The sequence below is a fragment of the Methylobacterium sp. HMF5984 genome (assembly GCF_045033435.1).
Lineage (GTDB): Bacteria > Pseudomonadota > Alphaproteobacteria > Rhizobiales > Beijerinckiaceae > Methylobacterium.
In genome coordinates this window covers 4,231,366-4,249,900 of sequence record NZ_JBJFLN010000001.1, presented here as the reverse complement: position 1 = coordinate 4,249,900, position 18,535 = coordinate 4,231,366, and the positions used below count along the sequence as shown (strand labels likewise).

17 protein-coding genes and 1 riboswitch are annotated in these 18,535 nt (G+C 70.4%); of the genes, 12 read left to right on the top strand and 5 right to left on the bottom strand.

The window, feature by feature from the left end; genetic code table 11:
- The first annotated feature begins 101 nt into the window (after positions 1-101).
- From argJ to ACFZ8E_RS20655, 3 genes are read left to right on the top strand one after another with little or no spacing between them, the layout of a single operon-like run.
- The gene (argJ, locus tag ACFZ8E_RS20665) at positions 102-1,352 is read left to right on the top strand and encodes a bifunctional glutamate N-acetyltransferase/amino-acid acetyltransferase ArgJ (protein ID WP_405043676.1); all 1,251 of its coding nucleotides are present in this window, start codon (positions 102-104) and stop codon (positions 1,350-1,352) included.
- Positions 1,349-2,071 (top strand): SIMPL domain-containing protein, encoded by a 723-nt coding sequence (locus ACFZ8E_RS20660; RefSeq protein ID WP_405043675.1) that lies wholly within the window; start codon positions 1,349-1,351, stop codon positions 2,069-2,071. Before argJ ends, ACFZ8E_RS20660 begins: the two co-directional genes overlap by 4 nt.
- An 8-nt stretch (positions 2,072-2,079) precedes the next feature.
- On the top strand, positions 2,080-2,496 hold the full coding sequence (locus ACFZ8E_RS20655; RefSeq protein ID WP_147727255.1) for a (deoxy)nucleoside triphosphate pyrophosphohydrolase: 417 nt from the start codon (positions 2,080-2,082) through the stop codon (positions 2,494-2,496).
- A gap of 5 nt (positions 2,497-2,501) precedes the next feature.
- On the opposite strand, the gene ACFZ8E_RS20650 is transcribed toward ACFZ8E_RS20655, so the two are convergent.
- Positions 2,502-3,035 (bottom strand): GcrA family cell cycle regulator, encoded by a 534-nt coding sequence (locus tag ACFZ8E_RS20650; RefSeq protein ID WP_147842297.1) that lies wholly within the window; start codon positions 3,033-3,035, stop codon positions 2,502-2,504.
- A gap of 417 nt (positions 3,036-3,452) precedes the next feature.
- On the opposite strand from ACFZ8E_RS20650, the gene ACFZ8E_RS20645 reads away from it, so the two are divergent.
- The 3 genes from ACFZ8E_RS20645 (at position 3,453) to flaF (ending at position 6,907) form a co-directional block, all read left to right on the top strand.
- A complete protein-coding gene (locus ACFZ8E_RS20645; RefSeq protein WP_244027510.1) occupies positions 3,453-4,640 on the top strand; it encodes a patatin-like phospholipase family protein in 1,188 nt (395 codons plus the stop codon).
- Between the two features lie 81 nt (positions 4,641-4,721).
- Positions 4,722-6,347: an ABC-F family ATP-binding cassette domain-containing protein gene (locus ACFZ8E_RS20640; protein ID WP_147859688.1), complete on the top strand. Its 1,626-nt coding sequence runs from the start codon at positions 4,722-4,724 to the stop codon at positions 6,345-6,347.
- Between the two features lie 197 nt (positions 6,348-6,544).
- Positions 6,545-6,907 (top strand): flagellar biosynthesis regulator FlaF, encoded by a 363-nt coding sequence (gene flaF / locus ACFZ8E_RS20635; protein ID WP_147727251.1) that lies wholly within the window; start codon positions 6,545-6,547, stop codon positions 6,905-6,907.
- A 164-nt stretch (positions 6,908-7,071) separates the two neighbouring features.
- Here the strand turns inward: flaF and ACFZ8E_RS20630 are convergent, their stop codons facing one another.
- Positions 7,072-7,362 carry a hypothetical protein gene (locus ACFZ8E_RS20630; RefSeq protein WP_147727250.1) on the bottom strand — a complete coding sequence of 97 codons (291 nt, stop codon included), beginning with the start codon at positions 7,360-7,362 and terminating at the stop codon, positions 7,072-7,074.
- 365 nt (positions 7,363-7,727) lie between these two features.
- Positions 7,728-9,617, bottom strand: coding sequence for a phosphomethylpyrimidine synthase ThiC (gene thiC, locus ACFZ8E_RS20625; RefSeq protein WP_405043674.1), 1,890 nt, complete (start codon positions 9,615-9,617; stop codon positions 7,728-7,730).
- Positions 9,618-9,692: 75 nt separating this feature from the next.
- A riboswitch (TPP riboswitch) is annotated at positions 9,693-9,801 on the bottom strand.
- Between the two features lie 118 nt (positions 9,802-9,919).
- Here thiC and ACFZ8E_RS20620 point away from each other — a divergent pair.
- The 3 genes from ACFZ8E_RS20620 (at position 9,920) to ACFZ8E_RS20610 (ending at position 12,400) form a co-directional block, all read left to right on the top strand.
- Entirely contained in the window at positions 9,920-10,753 is an 834-nt protein-coding gene (locus tag ACFZ8E_RS20620) for an alpha/beta hydrolase (RefSeq protein WP_244032928.1), read from the top strand.
- Between the two features lie 67 nt (positions 10,754-10,820).
- Complete coding sequence (locus tag ACFZ8E_RS20615) at positions 10,821-11,189, top strand: HNH endonuclease (RefSeq protein WP_244032929.1); 369 nt, start codon at positions 10,821-10,823, stop codon at positions 11,187-11,189.
- A 125-nt stretch (positions 11,190-11,314) separates the two neighbouring features.
- Positions 11,315-12,400: an acyltransferase family protein gene (locus ACFZ8E_RS20610; RefSeq protein ID WP_244032930.1), complete on the top strand. Its 1,086-nt coding sequence runs from the start codon at positions 11,315-11,317 to the stop codon at positions 12,398-12,400.
- A gap of 29 nt (positions 12,401-12,429) precedes the next feature.
- On the opposite strand, the gene ACFZ8E_RS20605 is transcribed toward ACFZ8E_RS20610, so the two are convergent.
- Complete coding sequence (locus ACFZ8E_RS20605) at positions 12,430-12,681, bottom strand: PilZ domain-containing protein (protein WP_147729070.1); 252 nt, start codon at positions 12,679-12,681, stop codon at positions 12,430-12,432.
- Positions 12,682-12,952: 271 nt separating this feature from the next.
- Here ACFZ8E_RS20605 and ACFZ8E_RS20600 point away from each other — a divergent pair, with 271 nt between their 5' ends.
- Positions 12,953-15,151: a transglycosylase domain-containing protein gene (locus tag ACFZ8E_RS20600; protein WP_244032932.1), complete on the top strand. Its 2,199-nt coding sequence runs from the start codon at positions 12,953-12,955 to the stop codon at positions 15,149-15,151.
- A gap of 93 nt (positions 15,152-15,244) precedes the next feature.
- Here ACFZ8E_RS20600 and ACFZ8E_RS20595 read toward each other — a convergent pair whose 3' ends face one another.
- The gene (locus ACFZ8E_RS20595; protein ID WP_147729760.1) at positions 15,245-15,622 is read right to left on the bottom strand and encodes a flagellar biosynthesis repressor FlbT; all 378 of its coding nucleotides are present in this window, start codon (positions 15,620-15,622) and stop codon (positions 15,245-15,247) included.
- 210 nt (positions 15,623-15,832) lie between these two features.
- Between ACFZ8E_RS20595 and ACFZ8E_RS20590 the strand changes: the two genes are divergently transcribed.
- The gene (locus ACFZ8E_RS20590) at positions 15,833-17,032 is read left to right on the top strand and encodes a flagellin (protein WP_405043673.1); all 1,200 of its coding nucleotides are present in this window, start codon (positions 15,833-15,835) and stop codon (positions 17,030-17,032) included.
- A 203-nt stretch (positions 17,033-17,235) separates the two neighbouring features.
- The gene (locus tag ACFZ8E_RS20585; protein WP_405043672.1) at positions 17,236-18,438 is read left to right on the top strand and encodes a flagellin; all 1,203 of its coding nucleotides are present in this window, start codon (positions 17,236-17,238) and stop codon (positions 18,436-18,438) included.
- Positions 18,439-18,535 lie beyond the last annotated feature (97 nt).

The window sequence follows — 18,535 nt, the reverse complement described above, 5'->3', positions numbered from 1 at the left end:
AGGCATGCGCCGGGATCGGGCAGGCGGTTGACCGAGGCCGGGCTGGCGGGGCAACAGGGCCGCGTCGCGGGCGACGCCGCGAGCGCACGGAGATGGTTTCGATGTCGTCCGCAAAATCGCCCCCCGTCTCCCCCCTCGCGCCGGCCTCGACGCCGGCGCTGCCCCCGATCCGCGGCGTCGCCCTCGCCACCGCGCAGGCCGGGATCCGCTATTCCGGCCGCACCGACGTGCTCTATGTCGGCCTCGACGCCGGCACCGCCGCCGCCGGCGTGTTCACCCGGTCGCGCTGCCCGTCGGCGCCGGTCGACTGGTGCCGCGAGGCGCTCGCCGGTGGCGCGGCGCGCGTGCTGGTCGTGAACTCCGGAAACGCCAATGCGTTCACGGGATCGCGCGGCCGGGATGCGGTCGCGCTCACGGCACGGATCGCGGCCGCTGCGGCCGGCTGCGCCGAGACCGAGGTGTTCATCGCCTCCACCGGCGTCATCGGCGAGCCGCTGGACGCCACCAAGTTCGAGGGCGTGCTCGCCGATTGCGCCGGGCGCTTGGTGCCGGGCGCCGAGGCCTGGGAGGCCGCCGCCCGCGCGATCATGACCACCGACACCTTCCCGAAATGCGCGACGCGGACCGCCGAGATCGACGGGGTCGCGGTCACGATCAACGGCATCGCCAAGGGCGCCGGGATGATCGCGCCGGACATGGCGACGATGCTGGCCTTCGTCTTCACCGACGCGGCGCTGCCGCAGCCGGTGCTGCAGGCGATGCTGGCGGAAGGCACGGGCAAGAGCTTCAACTGCGTGACGGTCGACGGCGACACCTCGACCTCCGACACGCTGATGCTGTTCGCCACCGGCAAGGCGGCGACCGCGCCGGTCGCGGACGCCGCCGACCCGCGGCTCGCGGGCTTCCGCGCGGCGCTAAACGACCTCCTGATCGAGCTGGCGCAGCTCGTGGCCAAGGACGGCGAGGGCGCCCGCAAGTTCGTCACCGTCGAGGTCGGCGGTGCCGAGAGCGACGCCTCCGCCCATCGCATCGCGATGTCGATCGCCAACTCGCCGCTGGTGAAGACGGCGGTCGCGGGCGAGGACGCCAATTGGGGCCGCGTGGTGATGGCCGTCGGCAAGGCCGGCGAGCCCGCCGACCGCGACCGCCTCGCGATCTGGTTCGGCGACGTGCGCGTGGCGGTGGCCGGCGCCCGCGACCCGGATTACAGCGAGGATGCCGCGAGCGCCGTGATGCGCGAATCCGACGTCACCGTCCGCGTCGATCTCGGGCTCGGAACGGGCATGGCGCGGGTCTGGACCTGCGACCTGACCAAGGGCTACATCGAGATCAACGGGGATTACCGCTCGTGAAGGGCCGCGACCGCGCGCTTCTGGCCTGGGCCGCCGTGATCCTGCCCGTCGTCGCGTCGTTGCCGGCGCGCGCCGAAGACGAGGCCTGCCGCCGCGGCATCAGCGTGACCGGGCGGGCGCACGCGATACAGGCCCCCGACTTCGCCGAGGTGACGATCGGCGTCGAGGCCCGGGCGGGCAACGCCGCGGCGGCCCTGGACGTGACCTCGAAGGGGGTCGCGGGCATCGTCGCCCTCGGACGCGATCTCGGCATTCCGGCCGGCGACGTCGGGACCGCCGCGGTGGTGCTTGAGCCGGCCACGCGCACCGTCACTAGGCCGAACGGCACCAGTCAGGACGAGCCCGACGGCTACCGGGCGTCGAACCGCGTGACCGTGCGCCTCGCCGACATGGGCCGTCTCGGCGACCTGCTGCGGCGGGCGCTGGAGGCAGGCGCCAACCGGATCGACTCCATCGGCTTCGGTCTGACCGATCCCGACCGGGTCGAGGCGGCCCTGCAGGTCGAGGCCGCCAGGAACGCCCGCACGCAGGCCGCGTCCCTCGCCGAAGCCGTCGGCGCGCATCTGGGAGGCTTGTGCTCGCTCTCCACGAGCCGCACCGCCGTCCCGATGGCGATGCAGGCGAGCCGCGCCGCCGCGGCACCTAAGCGGGTGCCGATCGAGGCCGGGACGATCGGCAGCTCGGCCGAGGTCACCGCCACCTTCGCGATCGAGCGATGAGCGGCGCCATGACGGCGCCGGTGCGCCTGCTGCTCGTGGTCGCCGTGGCCTTGGTCGATCACGACGGCCGCGTGCTGGTGAGCGAGCGGCCGCCCGGCAAGCAGCTGGCCGGCCTGTGGGAGTTTCCCGGCGGCAAGGTGGAGGCGGGCGAGCGCCCCGAGGCGACGCTGATCCGCGAGCTGGCCGAGGAGATCGACATCCGGGTGGAGGAGCCGTGCCTGGCGCCGCTCACCTTCGCGAGCCACGCCTATCCGGACTTCCACCTGCTGATGCCGCTCTACGTCTGCCGGCGCTGGAACGGCACGCCGCGCCCGCTCGAGGGCCAGGCGATCAAGTGGGTGCGCCCGCGCGACCTGCGCGAGCTCGCGATGCCGCCGGCCGACGAACCGCTGATCCCCTACCTGATCGACCTGCTCGGCCCTTGAAAGCCTTAGCGGAAGCCGGCCACGCGGCGGTCGCGCTTGCGCTCGGCCGCCGGCTGGTAGGCGATCTGGGCGTGATGCGTGCAATAGGGCAGCCCGGTGATCGAGCGGGCGCCGCAGAACCCGAATTCCGGCGTGGTCGGGTCGCCGATGGGCCAGCGGCACATCGATTCGCGCAGATCCATGATCGTCACGCGCTGCGAGGCGGCGAGCGCCACCGGCTCGGGCGCGGCGGCCGGAACCGGAAAGTCCGGCGCGGGCCGGTGCGCGAGGATCGCCACCGGCTCGGGAGCCTCGGCCTCGACCACCGCGATCGCCGTCTCGATCTCGACTTCCTGCGCCGGCTTGCGCCGGGCGGCCGCGACGTCCTCGGCCGGCTTGATCACGCGGCCCGAGAGGCCGAGCCGGTGCACCTTGCCGATCACCGCGTTGCGGGTGACGCCGCCGAGCTGCGCCGCGATCTTGCTCGCGCTCTGGCCGTCTTCCCACAGCTGGCGCAGCAGCGTCACGCGCTCGTCCGTCCAACTCAAGATTGTGTCCATGGTCTCGCCCCTCCCGATCTAGACCCGCGGACTGCCCCGGTCCCCCGCAGTCAAGGCGCGGATCGGGCGCGACCTGTCCCCGCTGACCGGCTGGTCCCGAAAGTCGGGACGAGGCCGGTCCGAAGCCCGTCGTGCGCGCCGCTGGTCATAGCCGCCATACCCCCCCTGAGGCATCCGGCGACGAGGGCAACCTACAGGACCGTTCTCCGCCGATGCAAGGCCGGCGGAAGCGGAGCCGTGGCTGTCCACCGCCCATTGTCCGGGCGGCGACGACCGCGGTTCCCGTGCGCCGGGTGTGACCCGGCCGCATCACCGCCGGCGGCAAGGCCGCGTTGCGGTCGCCCGGCCGGAACGCTAGTATGGTCAAGCTCGTTCGCATGCCGTGACGGCCCGGATCGGGCGTGGGATTTTTTGACGATGTCGCGTCGATACGGTTGGCTGCGCGGGTGCCTCGCCCTCGCTGTTGCGGCCCAGCTTGCCGCCTGCTCCTCGGTGCCGAGGATCCCGTACACCGCCGCCGAGGCGGCGGTCGCGGGCGTGCCGGGCATTCCCGGCGCCCGCGTGTTCTCGGACGCCTCGGTCGAGACCTTCACCGAGATGGCGTCGACGCCGCAGAACAAGCGCCAGGGCTTCAGCTACCTCGCCCTGTCCGGCGGCGGCGGCGACGGCGCCTACGGCGCGGGCGTGCTGAACGGCTGGTCGGCCTCGGGCACGCGGCCGGAATTCTCGCTCGTCTCCGGCGTCAGCACCGGGTCGCTGATCGCGCCGTTCGCCTTCCTCGGCTCGTCCTACGATTCCTACCTCACCGACATCTACACCAGCGGCATCGCCAGCACCCTGGTGCAGAGCCCGAGCGTCGTGAACGTGCTGTTCGGCTCCGGCCTGTTCGGCGACGGCCGCCTGCGCAACCTCGTCGGGCGCTACGTCAACACCGACCTGCTCGCCGCCATCGCCGCCGAGCACGCCAAGGGCCGACGCCTGCTGGTGGTGACGACGAACCTCGACAGCCAGCGCGCCACGATCTGGAACATGGGCGCCATCGCCGCGAGCGGCGCGCCCAACGCGCTCGACCTGTTCCGCGACGTTCTCACCGCCTCGGCCAGCATCCCGGCGGTGTTCCCGCCCCAGCTCATCGACGTGCAGGCCGAGGGACGCGCCTTCCAGGAGCTGCACGTCGACGGCTCGGTGGTGACGCCGGTCTTCACCCTGCCGCAGGCACTGCTGCTGCGCGACAAGCGCCTCGCGACTGGTCAGAAGGGCCGGATCTACGTGATCATCAACGGCCGCCTCGAGCCCGAGTTCGACGTGGCGCAGAACAACACCCTGGCGATCGTCGGGCGCTCGTTCACCACGGCGAGCCGCGCCCGCAGCCGCCAGACGCTGGCGGCGACCTACGCCTTTGCCCGCGAGAACGGCGTCGGCTTCAACCTCACCTACATTCCCGAGGACGGCCCCAAGCTGACGACGCCGGACGGCTTCGACACCACCTACATGCGCAACCTCTACGAGGCCGGCTTCGAGCGCGCCAAGACCGGGCGGTTCTGGGAGAGCACCGTGCCGGCCGCGCCGCTGACCAAGGCGATCGCCAGCGCGGCGACCCGGTAGGCCTCGGCGCGCTCGCACATCGTGCTGCAGTGCGGTAGGGAGTGGGGGAGCGCCCCCGCTCCCGGCCCGTGACCCCCCATCATGCTGCAGATCGAAGACCTCACCTTCAACATGTGGGGGCGGCGCTTCTTCACGAAGGCCAGCGTGGCGATCCCGCCGGGGGCCAAGGTCGGCATCGTCGGCCGCAACGGCGTCGGCAAGTCGACGCTGTTCAAGATCATCCTCGGTGCGTTCCAGCCGGATTCCGGAACGGTGTTCCTGCCGAAGACGGCGCGCATCGGCTCGGTCGACCAGGAGCACCCGGCGACGCCGGTCAGCCTGATCGACACGATCCTCGCGGCCGACGTCGAGCGCGACGGCCTCTATGCCGAGCTGGAGACCGCCGAGCCCGAGCGCATGGGCGAGATCTACGGCCGGCTGATCGAGATCGACGCCGACCGGGCGCCCGCCCGCGCCGGCGAGATCCTGGCCGGCCTCGGCTTCTCGGTGGCCGACCTCGAGCGGCCGATGTCGGAGTTCTCCGGCGGCTGGCGGATGCGGGTGGCGCTCGCCGCCGCCCTGTTCGCCGCCCCCGAGATGCTGCTGCTCGACGAGCCGACGAACTATCTCGACCTCGAAGGCGCGCTCTGGCTCGAGGCGCGGCTCAAGCGCTACCCGCACTCGGCGCTGATCATCAGCCACGACCGCGAGCTGCTGAACAACTCCGTCGACGCGATCCTGCACGTCGCCAACGGGCAGCTCGAGCTCTACACCGGCGGCTACGACGACTTCGAGCGGCGCCGCGCCGAGAAGGCGAGGCTCCAGCTCTCAGCCAAGGCCAAGCAGGACGCCGAGCGCGCCCACCTGCAGAGCTTCATCGACCGCTTCAAGGCCAAAGCCTCGAAGGCCGCGCAGGCGCAGTCGCGGGTCAAGCGCCTGGCCAAGCTCGAGCCGATCGCCACCACGATCGAGGAGCACGTCGCGCCGTTCCATCTGCCGTCGCCGAAGCGCCCGCTGGCGCCGCCGCTGATGCACCTCACCGACGTCGAGGTCGGCTACGGCGACGATCCCGCGATCCTGCGCGGCCTGAACCTGACGCTCGACATCGACGATCGCATCGGCCTGCTCGGCGTCAACGGCGCCGGCAAGTCGACCTTCGCGAAGATGGCGGCCGGCGCGCTCGACATCCGCTCGGGGCGGATGACGCGCGAAGGGCGGGTGCAGGTCGGCTGGTTCCACCAACACCAGATCGAGGCGATGGACCCGAAGGATACGCCGCTGGCCATCATCCGCCGCGAGCGGCCCGAGGACGGCGAGTCGGCCCGCCGAGGCAAGCTTGCGAGCTTCGGCCTCGCCTACGAGAAGCAGGAGACGACGGTCGATGCGCTGTCGGGCGGCGAGCGGGCGCGGCTGCTGCTGAACCTCGTGGCGATGCGGGCGCCCCACCTGCTGATCCTCGACGAGCCCACCAACCACTTGGACATCGACAGTCGCCGGGCGCTGCTCGACGCGCTGAACGACTACGAGGGCGCCGTCATCCTCATCACCCACGACCGCTCGCTGATGGAGCTCGTGGCCGACCGCCTCTGGCTCGCGGCTGACAACACCGTGAAGCCGTTTCCCGGCGACATGGACGACTACGCGAAGTTCGTCCTCGACCGCTCCCGCGCCGGCAAGAGCGCGCCGGGGCAGGGGCGCGAGAAGAAGGGCAAGAAGCGGGCTGCGTGATCCTTAGGCTGGATCATGATAGGGACGATCGAATACAGTCGATCGTTCCGCTGCGGCGCCGTCCGGCCGACGCTGTGCTTGAACAATCGCTCGGGCGGCCGATGCAATTCTCGTCCGCGGCGCTTACCCTATGTTAAGGCGCGCGCTGCCATAACCCCACCCCGTGCCCGCCGGCCTGCGGGTGGAGCGTCAGACCGATGAGTTTCGCCGCCAACGCCTACACGAGAACCGCGAACAGCGTCCTCAGCCCGCGCGAGGCGGAAGCCGCCGTGCTGATCAAGGCGGCCCAGCAGCTTCAGATGGTCAAGGACGACTGGACCAACCAGTCCGCCAACCTGAACAAGGCGCTGAACTTCAATCAGAAGGTCTGGACGCTCCTGGCGGGCGCCGCGACGGCGCCCGAGAGCCCGCTTCCGATCGCGATCAAGAACAACATCGGCCAGCTCTCGGTCTTCGTGTTCCGGCGGATCATCGACACGCTGATCGAGCCGGGCGCCGACAAGCTCTCGGCGCTGATCAACATCAACCAGCAGATCGCCGCCGGCCTGCGCTCCTCGTAGGCCGCGCCGGACCGGCGGACGCGACCGGGCACGGGACGCGGCGCGTCCCGTCGCCTCGGCTTCGGCGACCCGGTCTCGAAAGGCATAGCAACGCAAAAAAGGGCCGAGGCGCACAGCCCCGGCCCTTTCGTTCCGCTCGGCGTCACGACCGGCGGAGGCACCGCTCACGCTTCGCGATCGACGGGCTTATCGGCCGTCCTGCGCTCCGCCTGAGCCTCGGCGTAGGCGCGCGACCGCAGCACCGACACGTCCGGAAGCTGGACCAGCACCGCACCGGTGCCGGGGTCGAGCACCTGATACACGACGCTCTTCGTATCCCGGTCGATGGTGATGCGCCGCTCGTCGTTGGTCCGATCCGACGCGGCGTCGCCGCGCGACCGTCCGTCATCGGAGACCGCAGCGCCGCTGCGATCGCTTCTGCCGATGTCGACGCGAACGGCCGGATCGAGCGCCACCGGAGCCGCCGCCTCGATGAGTCTGGCAGGCTGGACGACGGGCGGTGCGCTCAGGCGCGTCGGCGTCGGGGGTGTCACTTCGAAGGTACTCATCGCGCACCTCTACGGGTCCCGTTGCGGCATGAGACCAGAAGCCGTGCGGCGCGTGAATCGTATCTTAAGACTTCGCCCCGGTACCCGACTGAGCGGGATCATCCTGAAGAATCAGGCAACGACGCGGATCGAATTTTAACGGTTCGCCCCGGCATGCGCCGCGTTCCCGGGGCCCGGTCGAGCGGATGCGAGGCCTTGGAAGCGATCCGCCCCCGCGCGCCTGTCGGCGGGCGGGGGCGGAGCGCTCGGTCATGCGTCCCAGTGTGGCGCCGTCACTCGGCGGCGTCGACGTAGAGCTTGCCGCCCTCGGCCAGGAACTCGCGCGACTTCTCCGCCATCCCGGCCTCGCGCTCGGCGCTGGTGAGGATCGGCGCTGTGTTGAGCACCTCGCCGGCGGCCTCCATCGCCAGCACCTCGGCGCGCAGGTCCTGCGTGATCTTCATCGAGCAGAACTTCGGCCCGCACATCGAGCAGAAATGCGCGACCTTGTGGGCGTCCTTGGGCAGGGTCTCGTCGTGGTAGGCGCGCGCCGTGTCCGGGTCGAGGCCGAGGTTGAACTGGTCCTCCCACCGGAAGTCGAAGCGGGCCTTCGACAGGGCGTCGTCGCGCAGCTGCGCCGCCGGGTGGCCCTTGGCCAGATCCGCGGCGTGGGCGGCGATCTTGTAGGTGATGACGCCGGTCTTCACGTCGTCGCGGTTGGGCAGCCCGAGATGCTCCTTGGGCGTGACGTAGCAGAGCATCGCGCAGCCGAACCAGCCGATCATCGCCGCGCCGATGCCGGAGGTGATGTGGTCGTAGCCCGGCGCGATGTCGGTGGTCAGCGGGCCGAGAGTGTAGAACGGCGCCTCGCCGCACTCGGCGAGCTGCTTCTCCATGTTGACCTTGACCTTGTGCATCGGCACGTGGCCCGGCCCCTCGATCATCGTCTGGCAGCCCTTGTTCCAGGCGATCTTGGTCAGCTCGCCCAGCGTCTCGAGCTCGGCGAACTGCGCTGCGTCGTTCGCGTCGGCGATCGAGCCGGGGCGGAGGCCGTCGCCGAGCGAGAACGAGACGTCGTAGGCGCGGCAGATGTCGCAGATCTCCTCGAAGCGCTCGTAGAGGAACGATTCGCGGTGCCCGGCCAGGCACCAGCGCGCCATGATCGAGCCGCCGCGCGACACGATGCCGGTGACGCGCCGCGCGGTGAGCGGCACGTGGGCGAGGCGGACGCCGGCATGGATCGTGAAGTAGTCGATGCCCTGCTCGGCCTGCTCGATGAGCGTGTCCTTGAACACCTCCCAGTCGAGCTTGAGCGGATCGCCGCCGACCTTCTCGAGCGCCTGGTAGATCGGCACCGTGCCGATCGGAACCGGCGAGTTGCGGATGATCCACGAGCGGATGTTGTGGATGTTGCGGCCGGTCGACAGGTCCATCACCGTGTCGGCGCCCCAGCGGATCGACCAGACCAGCTTCTCCACCTCTTCCGCCGCCGACGAGGTGACGGCCGAGTTGCCGATGTTGGCGTTGATCTTCACCAGGAAGTTCCGGCCGATCGCCATCGGCTCCAGCTCGGTGTGGTTGATGTTGGCCGGGATGATCGCCCGGCCGCGGGCGACCTCGTCGCGCACGAACTCGGGCGTGATGAACGGCGGCACCGAGGCGCCGAAGCTCTCGCCATCGGCGAGCGCCGCGTGCGCCCGGTCGAGCATCTGCTCGCGGCACAGGTTCTCGCGGTGGGCGACGAAGATCATCTCCTCGGTGACGATCCCGGCGCGGGCGAACTCGTACTGCGTCACCATCTGGCCCGGGCCGGCCTTGCGGATCGTCCGCTCGGCGGGGCAGGGGGCCACCAGCTTGTCGGCCGGCACGAAGCCGTTGTCCTCGGGCTTCACGATGCGCGGCTGCACGGCGGCGTAGTCGCGCTTGGCGATCCACGGGTCGCGCAGGGTCGGCAGGCCCTTGGCGAGGTCGATGCGGGCGTCGGTCTCGGTGTAGGGGCCGGACGGGTCATAGACCCGCACCGCCGGCTCGTTCGGGTCGGTCAGCACGATCTCGCGGAACGGCACCCGGATGTCCTCCCGGCCGGCCACGCTCGCGTAGACCTTGCGCGAGCCGGTCACCGGACCCGTGGTCACGGTCTCGGGACTTCCCTTGACGTCTTTGGACAGGACGGGCGCGTTCATCGAGTGGGTCTCCCGGCTTTGGGGCGACCCGGCACGCGTCGATGGAGATGCGATGAAGCGGCAGACGCCGGGATCGGCGCCGCAGGTTCCCGTCCCTCCGCCGGTACGAGCCGGATCAGGTTCAAGGGTCAGGACGTCGCGTCCACTCTCAGCCCCCGGTTGCGGGGCCCCCCTCGGAATGGTTCGAATCTCCGCGTGCCGCCGGACTTTGTCAATGCGTGCGGCAGACCATGCCGGGACGGACGGCTGCCGGCGTCGCCGCGGAACGGTTAGGGTCCGCCCGCGAGACCCGGCGGAGACCCATGCGCATCCTGCTCGTCCTGGCGGCGGCCGCCATCGTCTTCGGCGGCCCCATCGCCGCGCTGGCCGTCTTCCAGCGCAACCTCATCTACCCGGGCGCCTTCATCGCCGGCCCGCGCGCACGCCTGCCGGTGCCGCCGGGCACCGAAGCGATCTCGCTCGTCACCGCCGACGACGAGCGCCTGCATGCCCTGTGGCGGGCGCCGCGCCCCGGCTGCGGCGTCGTGGTCAGCTTCCACGGCAACGGCTCGCGCCCCGAGACCGCGGCCGTGCGCTTCGCCGCCGCGCCCTGGTCCGGCGCCGGATGGGGCGTGCTGGCGATCGCCTATCGCGGCTTTCCCGGATCGACCGGCACGCCGACGGAGGAGGGGCTGATCGCCGACGGGCTCGCGGCCGTCGCCGAGGCCGCGCGGCGGGCGCCCGGCGCGCCCATCATGCTGCACGGTCATTCCCTCGGCGCCGCGGTCGCGGTCGCCGTGGCGGAGCGGGTGCCGCATCTCGGGCTCTACCTCGAGGCGCCGTTCGATTCGCTGCCCGGCATCGTGCGCCTCGCCTTCCCCTACGCGCCGACATTCCTCCTGCGCGATACCTGGCGCTCCGATGCGCGCATCGCGCGGGCCGGCGGGCCGGTGCTGATCGTCCACGGCACGGCGGACGGCGTCGTGCCGGTGAAGCTCGGGCGCCGCCTCGCCATCGCGGCGGGCGCGAGCGCCCGCTTCGAGGCGGTCGCCGGCGACCACGTCTCGGTGCTCGGAACCCGCGATCGCCTGGCCGAAACCCTGTTCGGCGACCGCGTCCGGCCGGGCTGCCCGGCGCTCGCCGCAGCGACGCCTTGACGCCGCGCCGCGGTTTTCCCGCAATCCCATATCGCCGGTCGGACCCGATGCGAACGGAGGCGAGGCGGTGGGGCGACGCGAGCGGCGCTGGCGCGAGGACGATCCCGAGACGCAGGCGCGCAGCCCCGAGCCGGTGATCTGCCCGCTCTGCGAGCGCCCGATCCCGCCCCGCGCCCGCTCGAGCCTGCATCACCTCGTGCCGAAGCTGAAGGGCGGCACCCACGGCACCACCGTGCGGCTGCACCAGGTCTGCCACTCGGCGATCCATGCCCGGCACAGCGAAGCCGAGCTCGCCCGGCGCCTCGCCGACGTCAGCGCGCTCCGCGCCGAGCCGGAGATCGCGCGCTTCATCGCCTGGGTGCGGACAAAGCCCGACGACTTCCACGCTGCCACGCGGATGACGCGGGACCGTCGCTCGGCCAAGCGCAAGAGCTGACGCCGGGCCCCGGAGCGGATTCACCCCGCGTTCGCCATGCCGCGCGATGGCGCTGCGGGGCTCAGGCGGCCTTTACGCATCCCGCCCAAGGGTTGCGCCGACGGGGCGACCGGGCGGAGGCGGTGATGGCGGGGGCGGCGGGCACGGCGGGGCCGGGGGATGCGATGCGTCTCGCCTGGGTCGACGTCGCCAAGGGCATCTGCATCCTCCTCGTGGTGATGATGCATTCCACCCTCGGCACCGGCGAGGCGATGGACGGCGAGGGTTTCCTCCACACGGTGGTGAGCTTCGCGAAGCCGTTCCGGATCCCGGACTTCTTCCTGCTGTCGGGCCTGTTCGTCGGCCGGGTGATCGACCGCGACTGGCGCTTGTTCGCCGACCGGCGTGTCGTCCACTTCGCCTACTTCTACGGCCTCTGGGTCGTCGTCCAGTCGCTCGCGAAGTATCCGGCGATCGTCGGCGAGGCCGGGCCCGGCGCCTTCGCGGCCCATCTCGTCCACACGCTGATCGAGCCGTACGCGACGCTGTGGTTCATCTACCTGCTCGCGGTGTTCTCGGTGGTGACCAAGCTGCTGCGCCGCGTGCCGGCGGCGGTGCTCCTGGCCGGCGCCGCCCTGCTGCAGGTCGTGCCGATCGCGACCCCTTCCTATCTCGCGGAGGAATTCTGCGCCCGCTACGTCTACTTCGTGGCCGGATACCTGTTCGCCGGGCGCATCTTCGCCTTGGCCGACCGGGTCGCGCGCCACCCGGGGGCGGCCTGTGCCGGGCTGATGCTCTGGGCGGGGATCGAGGCGTGGCTCGCCTTCACGCCCTCGCAGCTGCCGGGGTACCCGACGCTCGCCAGCCTGCCGCTGGTCAGCCTGATCCTCGGCGGCGCCGGCGCGCTCGCCATCGTCGCCGGCGCCGCCCTGCTGACGTCGGCCGGGGGGCCGGTCACCGCGGCGTTGCGCGCCTGCGGGCAACGCTCGATCGTGATCTACCTCGCGTTCTTCCTGCCGATGGCGGTCACGCGGACGCTGCTGGTCAAGGTCGGGCTGATCGACGATGTCGGCCTCGCCAGCCTGACGGTGATGGTCGTCGCCGTGATCGTGCCGCTGGCGCTCGAGCGCGCGGTGCGCGGCACCGCCCTCCGCTTCCTGTTCGCCCGCCCGAAGGCGTTCCGCATCGCGAGGGCCCGGCAGGACCCCGCTCCGGCGCTGCAGCCGGCCTGAGCCGGCGCGCGCCGGTTTCGCGGTCCGTCTCAGCCTTCGAACCGTACTCCCAGCCGCCGGCCCTCGCGCCGGACGACGCGACAGCGCCGCGGCGGCTCGTAAGCGGTCACCCGCAGCGTGAACCGATCGGGGGCGACGATCTCGGCCGCGACCTCGATCTGCGCGCCGGTCTCGGAGACGTCCCAGACCAGGCATTCGCAGGGCTCCCCGCATTCGTCCGCGATCAGGCTCGCGACCTGGAAGGCGTCCTTGCGCGGGGTGCTGCGTCGATTGTCGCTCATGGCATCACCCCAAGGTCGAAGGCGGAGCGCATCTTGCGCGCAATCGCTTAGCAAAAGCCGCGTCCGGCGCCAAAAACCCCATGAACTCGGCGACGCTGGGCCGCATCGCGGAGCGCGAACGCCAAGTCCCTGATCGTCAACGGGTTCTGAAAATCGGCGGTTAACATCCCTTAAACCCGCCGCATTTACCGTGCGGAACCGGGCCTCCGACGATCGCCGCCGCACCGCCTTCGCAGGGCATCTCGGACGGGCCTCAGGACAGACGGGACGCATGGCGAACGGACGCGGACGGGACGGCCGGGGCGAACCGAACTTCGACGTGCCCGAGGGGCGCGGCGCGGGTCGGGGCGGCGCGGACCTTCGCCTGTCGCGGGCCGATCGCCCGGGAGGCGGCGTGGCCAGCAGAAGCCGAGACAGCGAGGACGCGGGCAGCCGCCGGGCGAAGCCGGCCGCCAAGGGCGGCGCGCGGCGTGGCGCTTCGTCGAAGAAGGTCCGGCGGCGCTCGCTGCTCGGGCGTGTGGTCTACGCCGGCTGGGTGCTCGGCCTGTGGGCGGTGGTCGGGATCGCCGGCCTGATCGCCTACCATGCCTCCCAGCTTCCGCCGATCGACCAGCTCGCGGTGCCCAAGCGCCCGCCGAACATCGCGATTCTCGCTTCCGACGGCTCGCTGCTCGCCAACCGCGGCGAGACCGGCGGTCGCGTCGTCGGCATCAAGGAGCTGCCGAGCTACCTGCCGCGCGCCTTCGTGGCGATCGAGGACCGGCGCTTTTACAGCCATTTCGGCGTCGACCCGGTCGGCATCCTGCGCGCCATCGGCCAGAACCTGACGCGCCGCGGCGTCGCCCAGGGCGGCTCGACCCTGACGCAGCAGCTCGCCAAGAACCTGTTCCTGACGCCCGAGCGGTCGGCCTCGCGCAAGATCCAGGAGGCGATCCTCGCCCTGTGGCTCGAGCACAAGTACAGCAAGGACGAGCTGCTCGAGCTCTACCTGAACCGGGTCTACTTCGGCGCCGGCGCCTACGGCGTCGAGGCGGCGGCGCAGCGCTACTTCGGCAAGCCGGCCAAGACCGTCAGCGTCGCGGAAGCCGCGATGCTCGGCGGCCTCGTCCAGGCGCCCTCGCGGCTGGCGCCGAACCGCAACCTGCCGGCGGCCCAGGCGCGCGCCGCCCAGGTGGTCGCGGCCATGCAGGAGCTCGGCTTCATCACCGCCCAGGACGCGAAGGTGGCGCTCGCCCAGCCGGCCCGGCCGGCGAGCACCCGCGGCGGCGGCTCGGCGAACTACGTCGCCGACCTCGTGATGGACGTGCTCGACGACTTCGTCGGCACGATCGAGGGCGACATCGTCGTGCAGACTACGGTCGACACCAACCTTCAGGCGACCGCCGAGAAGGCGCTCGTCGACGAGCTGAACGCCAAGGGCGGCCGCTACAACGTCGGCCAGGGCGCGCTGGTCTCGATGCGGCCGGACGGCGCGATCCGCGCGCTGATCGGCGGGCGCGACTACGCGCAGAGCCAGTTCAACCGGGCCACCACCGCCAAGCGCCAGCCCGGCTCCTCGTTCAAGCCGTTCGTCTACCTCGCCGCGGTCGAGCGCGGCGCGACGCCGGACACGGTGAAGGAGGACGCGCCGATCAAGATCGGCAACTGGCAGCCGGAGAACTACTCGCACCAGTACGAGGGCCCGGTCACGCTGCGGACCGCGCTCGCCCTGTCGCTCAACACCGTCGCGGTGCGCCTCGGCCAGGAGGTCGGCGCCAAGGCGGTGGTGCAGACCGCGCAGCGCCTCGGCATCACCTCGGCGCTGCAGGCCAACGGCTCGATCGCGCTCGGCACCTCCGAGGTGACGCCGCTGGAGATGGTCGGCGCCTACAGCGCCTTCGCCAACGGCGGCACCGGCGTGATCCCCTACGTCGTCGCCGGCGTGAAGGCTGCCGACGGCAAGGTGCTGTACAAGCGCGGGGAGGGCGGCCTCGGCCGGGTCATCGATCCGAACGCCGTCGGCATGATGAACGCGATGATGCACGAGACCTTCGTGATCGGCACCGCCAAGAAGGGCGACATCCCGGGCTGGGACCTCGCCGGCAAGACCGGCACCAGCCAGGATTTCCGCGATGCCTGGTTCATCGGCTATTCCGGCAGCCTCGTCACCGGGATCTGGCTCGGCAACGACGACGGCGAGCCGACCAAGAAGGCGTCCGGCGGCAACCTGCCGGTCGAGATCTGGAAGTCCTACATGAGCGTCGCGCTGAAGGGCCAGACGCCGGTGCCGTTGCCCGGCCTCAACCGCTGGCGCAAGGCGCCCGAAACGACTGCCTCGGTGGCGAGCGCGCCGAGCCCGGGCAACATCCTCGGCCAGATCTTCGGCGAGCCCCCGGCGCCGGCGCCCCGCCCGAATGCGGCCCGCCGTCCGGCGGCCCGCGACTCGGACGACCGCAACTTCATCGAGAAGCTGTTCGGCATCGGCGAGTGACGTGAGCGGACGGCCCGGCCGGCGCCCGCGTCGCGCGGCGGACCTGGCCCCCGAGGCGTCGCGCTGCGCGACGCCTCGCTCGGGCGGACGCCCTCAGGCGGCCAGCTCCTCCTCGTAGGCGATGAGCTTCCGCCCGGTCTTGATCGCCAGGTGGTACTGCTTGGCCGCGACCGCGTCGTGGATCGCCACGAGATACGGGGCCGCGCCCGGGATCGTCTTCAGGATCTCGGTCGACTGCATCACGAACAGGTTCTCCGCCTCCGCCGGATCGTCGGCGAGATAGATCACCTGCAGGGTCACGCAGAGCTTCTTGCACGGCGTGTCGGCGTCCGCCTCGCGGATGATCTCGCTCTCGCGCAGGAACTTGCACTGGGTCTCGACGAGGAAGACCGACCGCCGATCGCCGTTGCGGATCAGCGCTCCGTTGATGATCAGTCGCTCCGCGGGCTTCAGCTCGATGCGTAGGGCCATGCCGGCAACTCCATTCTAGAGACGCCACGACCATCGACACGATCTGTTAATGTTGTTTGAACTCTCATCGCGTAATCGGGCGCAATACGCCCTGCACACCCGCGATATGCCGGATTCGACCGGTCGATTTAACGCGTCGGTAGGTGGCGACATGTTTCTTCGTGAGGCCGGCAGAAAGCCGGTCTTCTGATCAAATATGGATCTCACCTCATGTCCGGCGTCTCTCTCACCGCTGCTACCCGCCAGAACCTGCTTTCGCTGCAGGATACGGCGTCCTTGTCCTCGACCACCCAGAACCGCCTCTCCACCGGCAAGAAGGTCTCCTCGGCCCTCGACAACCCGGTCAACTTCTTCACCGCGCAGAGCCTGTCGAACCGCTCCTCGGACCTCGGCACCCTGCTCGACAGCATCTCCAACGGTGTGCAGACGATCCAGGCGGCCAACCAGGGCCTGACCTCGATCCAGAAGCTCGTGGACTCGGCCAAGTCGACCGCCAACCAGGCGCTCGCGACGCAGATCACCACCAGCGGAACGGCGAAGAACCAGTACTCGGTCTCGGCTTCGTCCACGACGATCAACCTCGAGGTGAACGGCACGGCCGCCACCGCGACGATCCCCGCCAGCGGCACCATCGATGCGGCGATCACCGCGCTGAACGCCGCCGTCAACACCAAGGGGGCGGGCAACGCCTTCAGCAAGGACTCCACGGGCACGAAGATCGTCCTCAACGGCAGCGCCGACATCGAGTTCTCGGCGGCGGCCGACCAGACCAACCTCGGCTTCGCCAGCGGCGTCGCCAACTCGGGCCCGCAATACGGCGCCGTCTCCACCGTCGGGCAGAGCTCGGATCTCACGGTGACCGGCGTCAAGGAGCGGACCGCTCTGGCCAAACAGTACAACAGCCTGCTGACGCAGATCGACCAGCTCGCGAAGGACTCGAGCTTCAACGGCACCAACCTGCTGTCGAGCAGCGCGGCCACGAACAAGCTGCACATCTCGTTCAACGAGAAGGACACCTCGAACCTCGACGTCCAGGGCGTCGACGCCACCTCGGGCGGCCTGCTCTTGACGCAGATCACCGGCAACTCCGGCGCGTCCTCGAACGGTCAGGGCAACTTCCTGCTCGACAGCGACGTCACGGCGACGCTCGGCAGCCTGACGAGCGCGTCCTCGACCCTGCGCTCGCAGGCCTCGACCTTCGGCTCGAACCTGTCGGTGGTGCAGAACCGCCAGGACTTCACCAAGAACCTCCAGAACGTGCTCGACACCGGCGCCTCCAAGCTCACCGATGCCGACCTCAACGAGGAGGCCGCGAACTCCCAGGCGCTGTCGACCCGCCAGTCGCTCGGCATCTCGGCCCTCTCGCTGGCCAACCAGGCCCAGCAGGGCGTGCTTCAGCTCCTCCGCTAAGCACCGCCCACCATCAAGACGCGACGAAGCGGCCGGGGCATCGCCCCGGCCGCTTTTCATTTTCCGTCCGCGATGCGTCTTCGATCGTCGATCCTTCCTAATCGTGCGCGCGTCCGGCTCAGATGCCAGATTTCGTTAACCGGAATGCAAGAAACGGCGTGCTTAGTTAACCCTAACATCGCCTAAGCAAGACGGATCGTCCCATGTCCTCGGAAGTCACGCTCTCTGCCGCCACGCGCCAGAACCTGCTCTCGCTGCAGGATACGGCGGCGCTCTCGTCGACGACGCAGAACCGTCTCTCCACCGGCAAGAAGGTCTCCTCGGCCCTCGACAATCCGGTCAATTTCTTCACCGCGCAGAGCCTGTCGAACCGCTCCTCGGACCTCGGCACCCTGCTCGACAGCATCTCGAACGGCGTGCAGACGATCCAGGCGGCCAACCAGGGCCTGACCTCGATCCAGAAGCTCGTGGACTCGGCCAAGTCGACCGCCAACCAGGCGCTCGCCACGCAGCTCAACACCAGCGGAACGGCCAAGAATCCCTACTCGGTCTCGGCTTCGTCCACGACGATCAACCTCGAGGTGAACGGCACGGCCGTCTCCGCGACGATCCCCGCCAGCGGCACCATCGATGCGGCGATCACCGCGCTGAACGCCGCCGTCAGCGCCAAGGGGGCGGGCAACGCCTTCAGCAAGGATACCGCTGGCACGAAGATCGTCCTCAGCGGCAGCGCCGACATCGAGTTCTCGGCGGCGGCCGACCAGACCAACCTCGGCTTCACCAGCGGCGTCGCCAACTCGGGCCCGCAATACGGCGCCGTCTCCACCGTCGGGCAGAGCTCGGATCTCACGGTGACCGGCGTCAAGGAGCGGGCTGCGCTCGCCAAGCAATACAACAGCCTGCTGACGCAGATCGACCAGCTCGCCAAGGATGCCAGCTTCAACGGCACCAACTTGCTGTCGAGCAGCGCGGCCACGAACAAGCTGCACATCGCCTTCAACGAGAAGGACACCTCGAACCTCGACGTCCAGGGCGTCGACGCCACCTCGGGCGGCCTGCTCTTGACGCAGATCACCGGCAACTCCGGCGCGTCCTCGAACGGTCAGGGCAACTTCCTGATCGACGACGACGTGAAGACCACGCTCACCAGCCTGACGAACGCGTCCTCGACCCTGCGCTCGCAGGCCTCGACCTTCGGCTCGAACCTGTCGGTGGTGCAGAACCGTCAGGACTTCACCAAGAACCTCCAGAACGTGCTCGACACCGGCGCCTCCAAGCTCACCGATGCCGACCTCAACGAGGAGGCCGCGAACTCCCAGGCCCTGTCGACCCGCCAGTCGCTCGGCATCTCGGCCCTCTCGCTGGCCAACACAGCGCAGCAGGGCATCCTCCAGCTCCTGCGGTAGGCTGCGCCCACGCGCGTTCGGAGCGAGGCCGGGGCATCGCCCCGGCCTTTTTTCATGCATGAGGCCCGGCGGCGATCGGGGGCGAAGCCGGAACGGT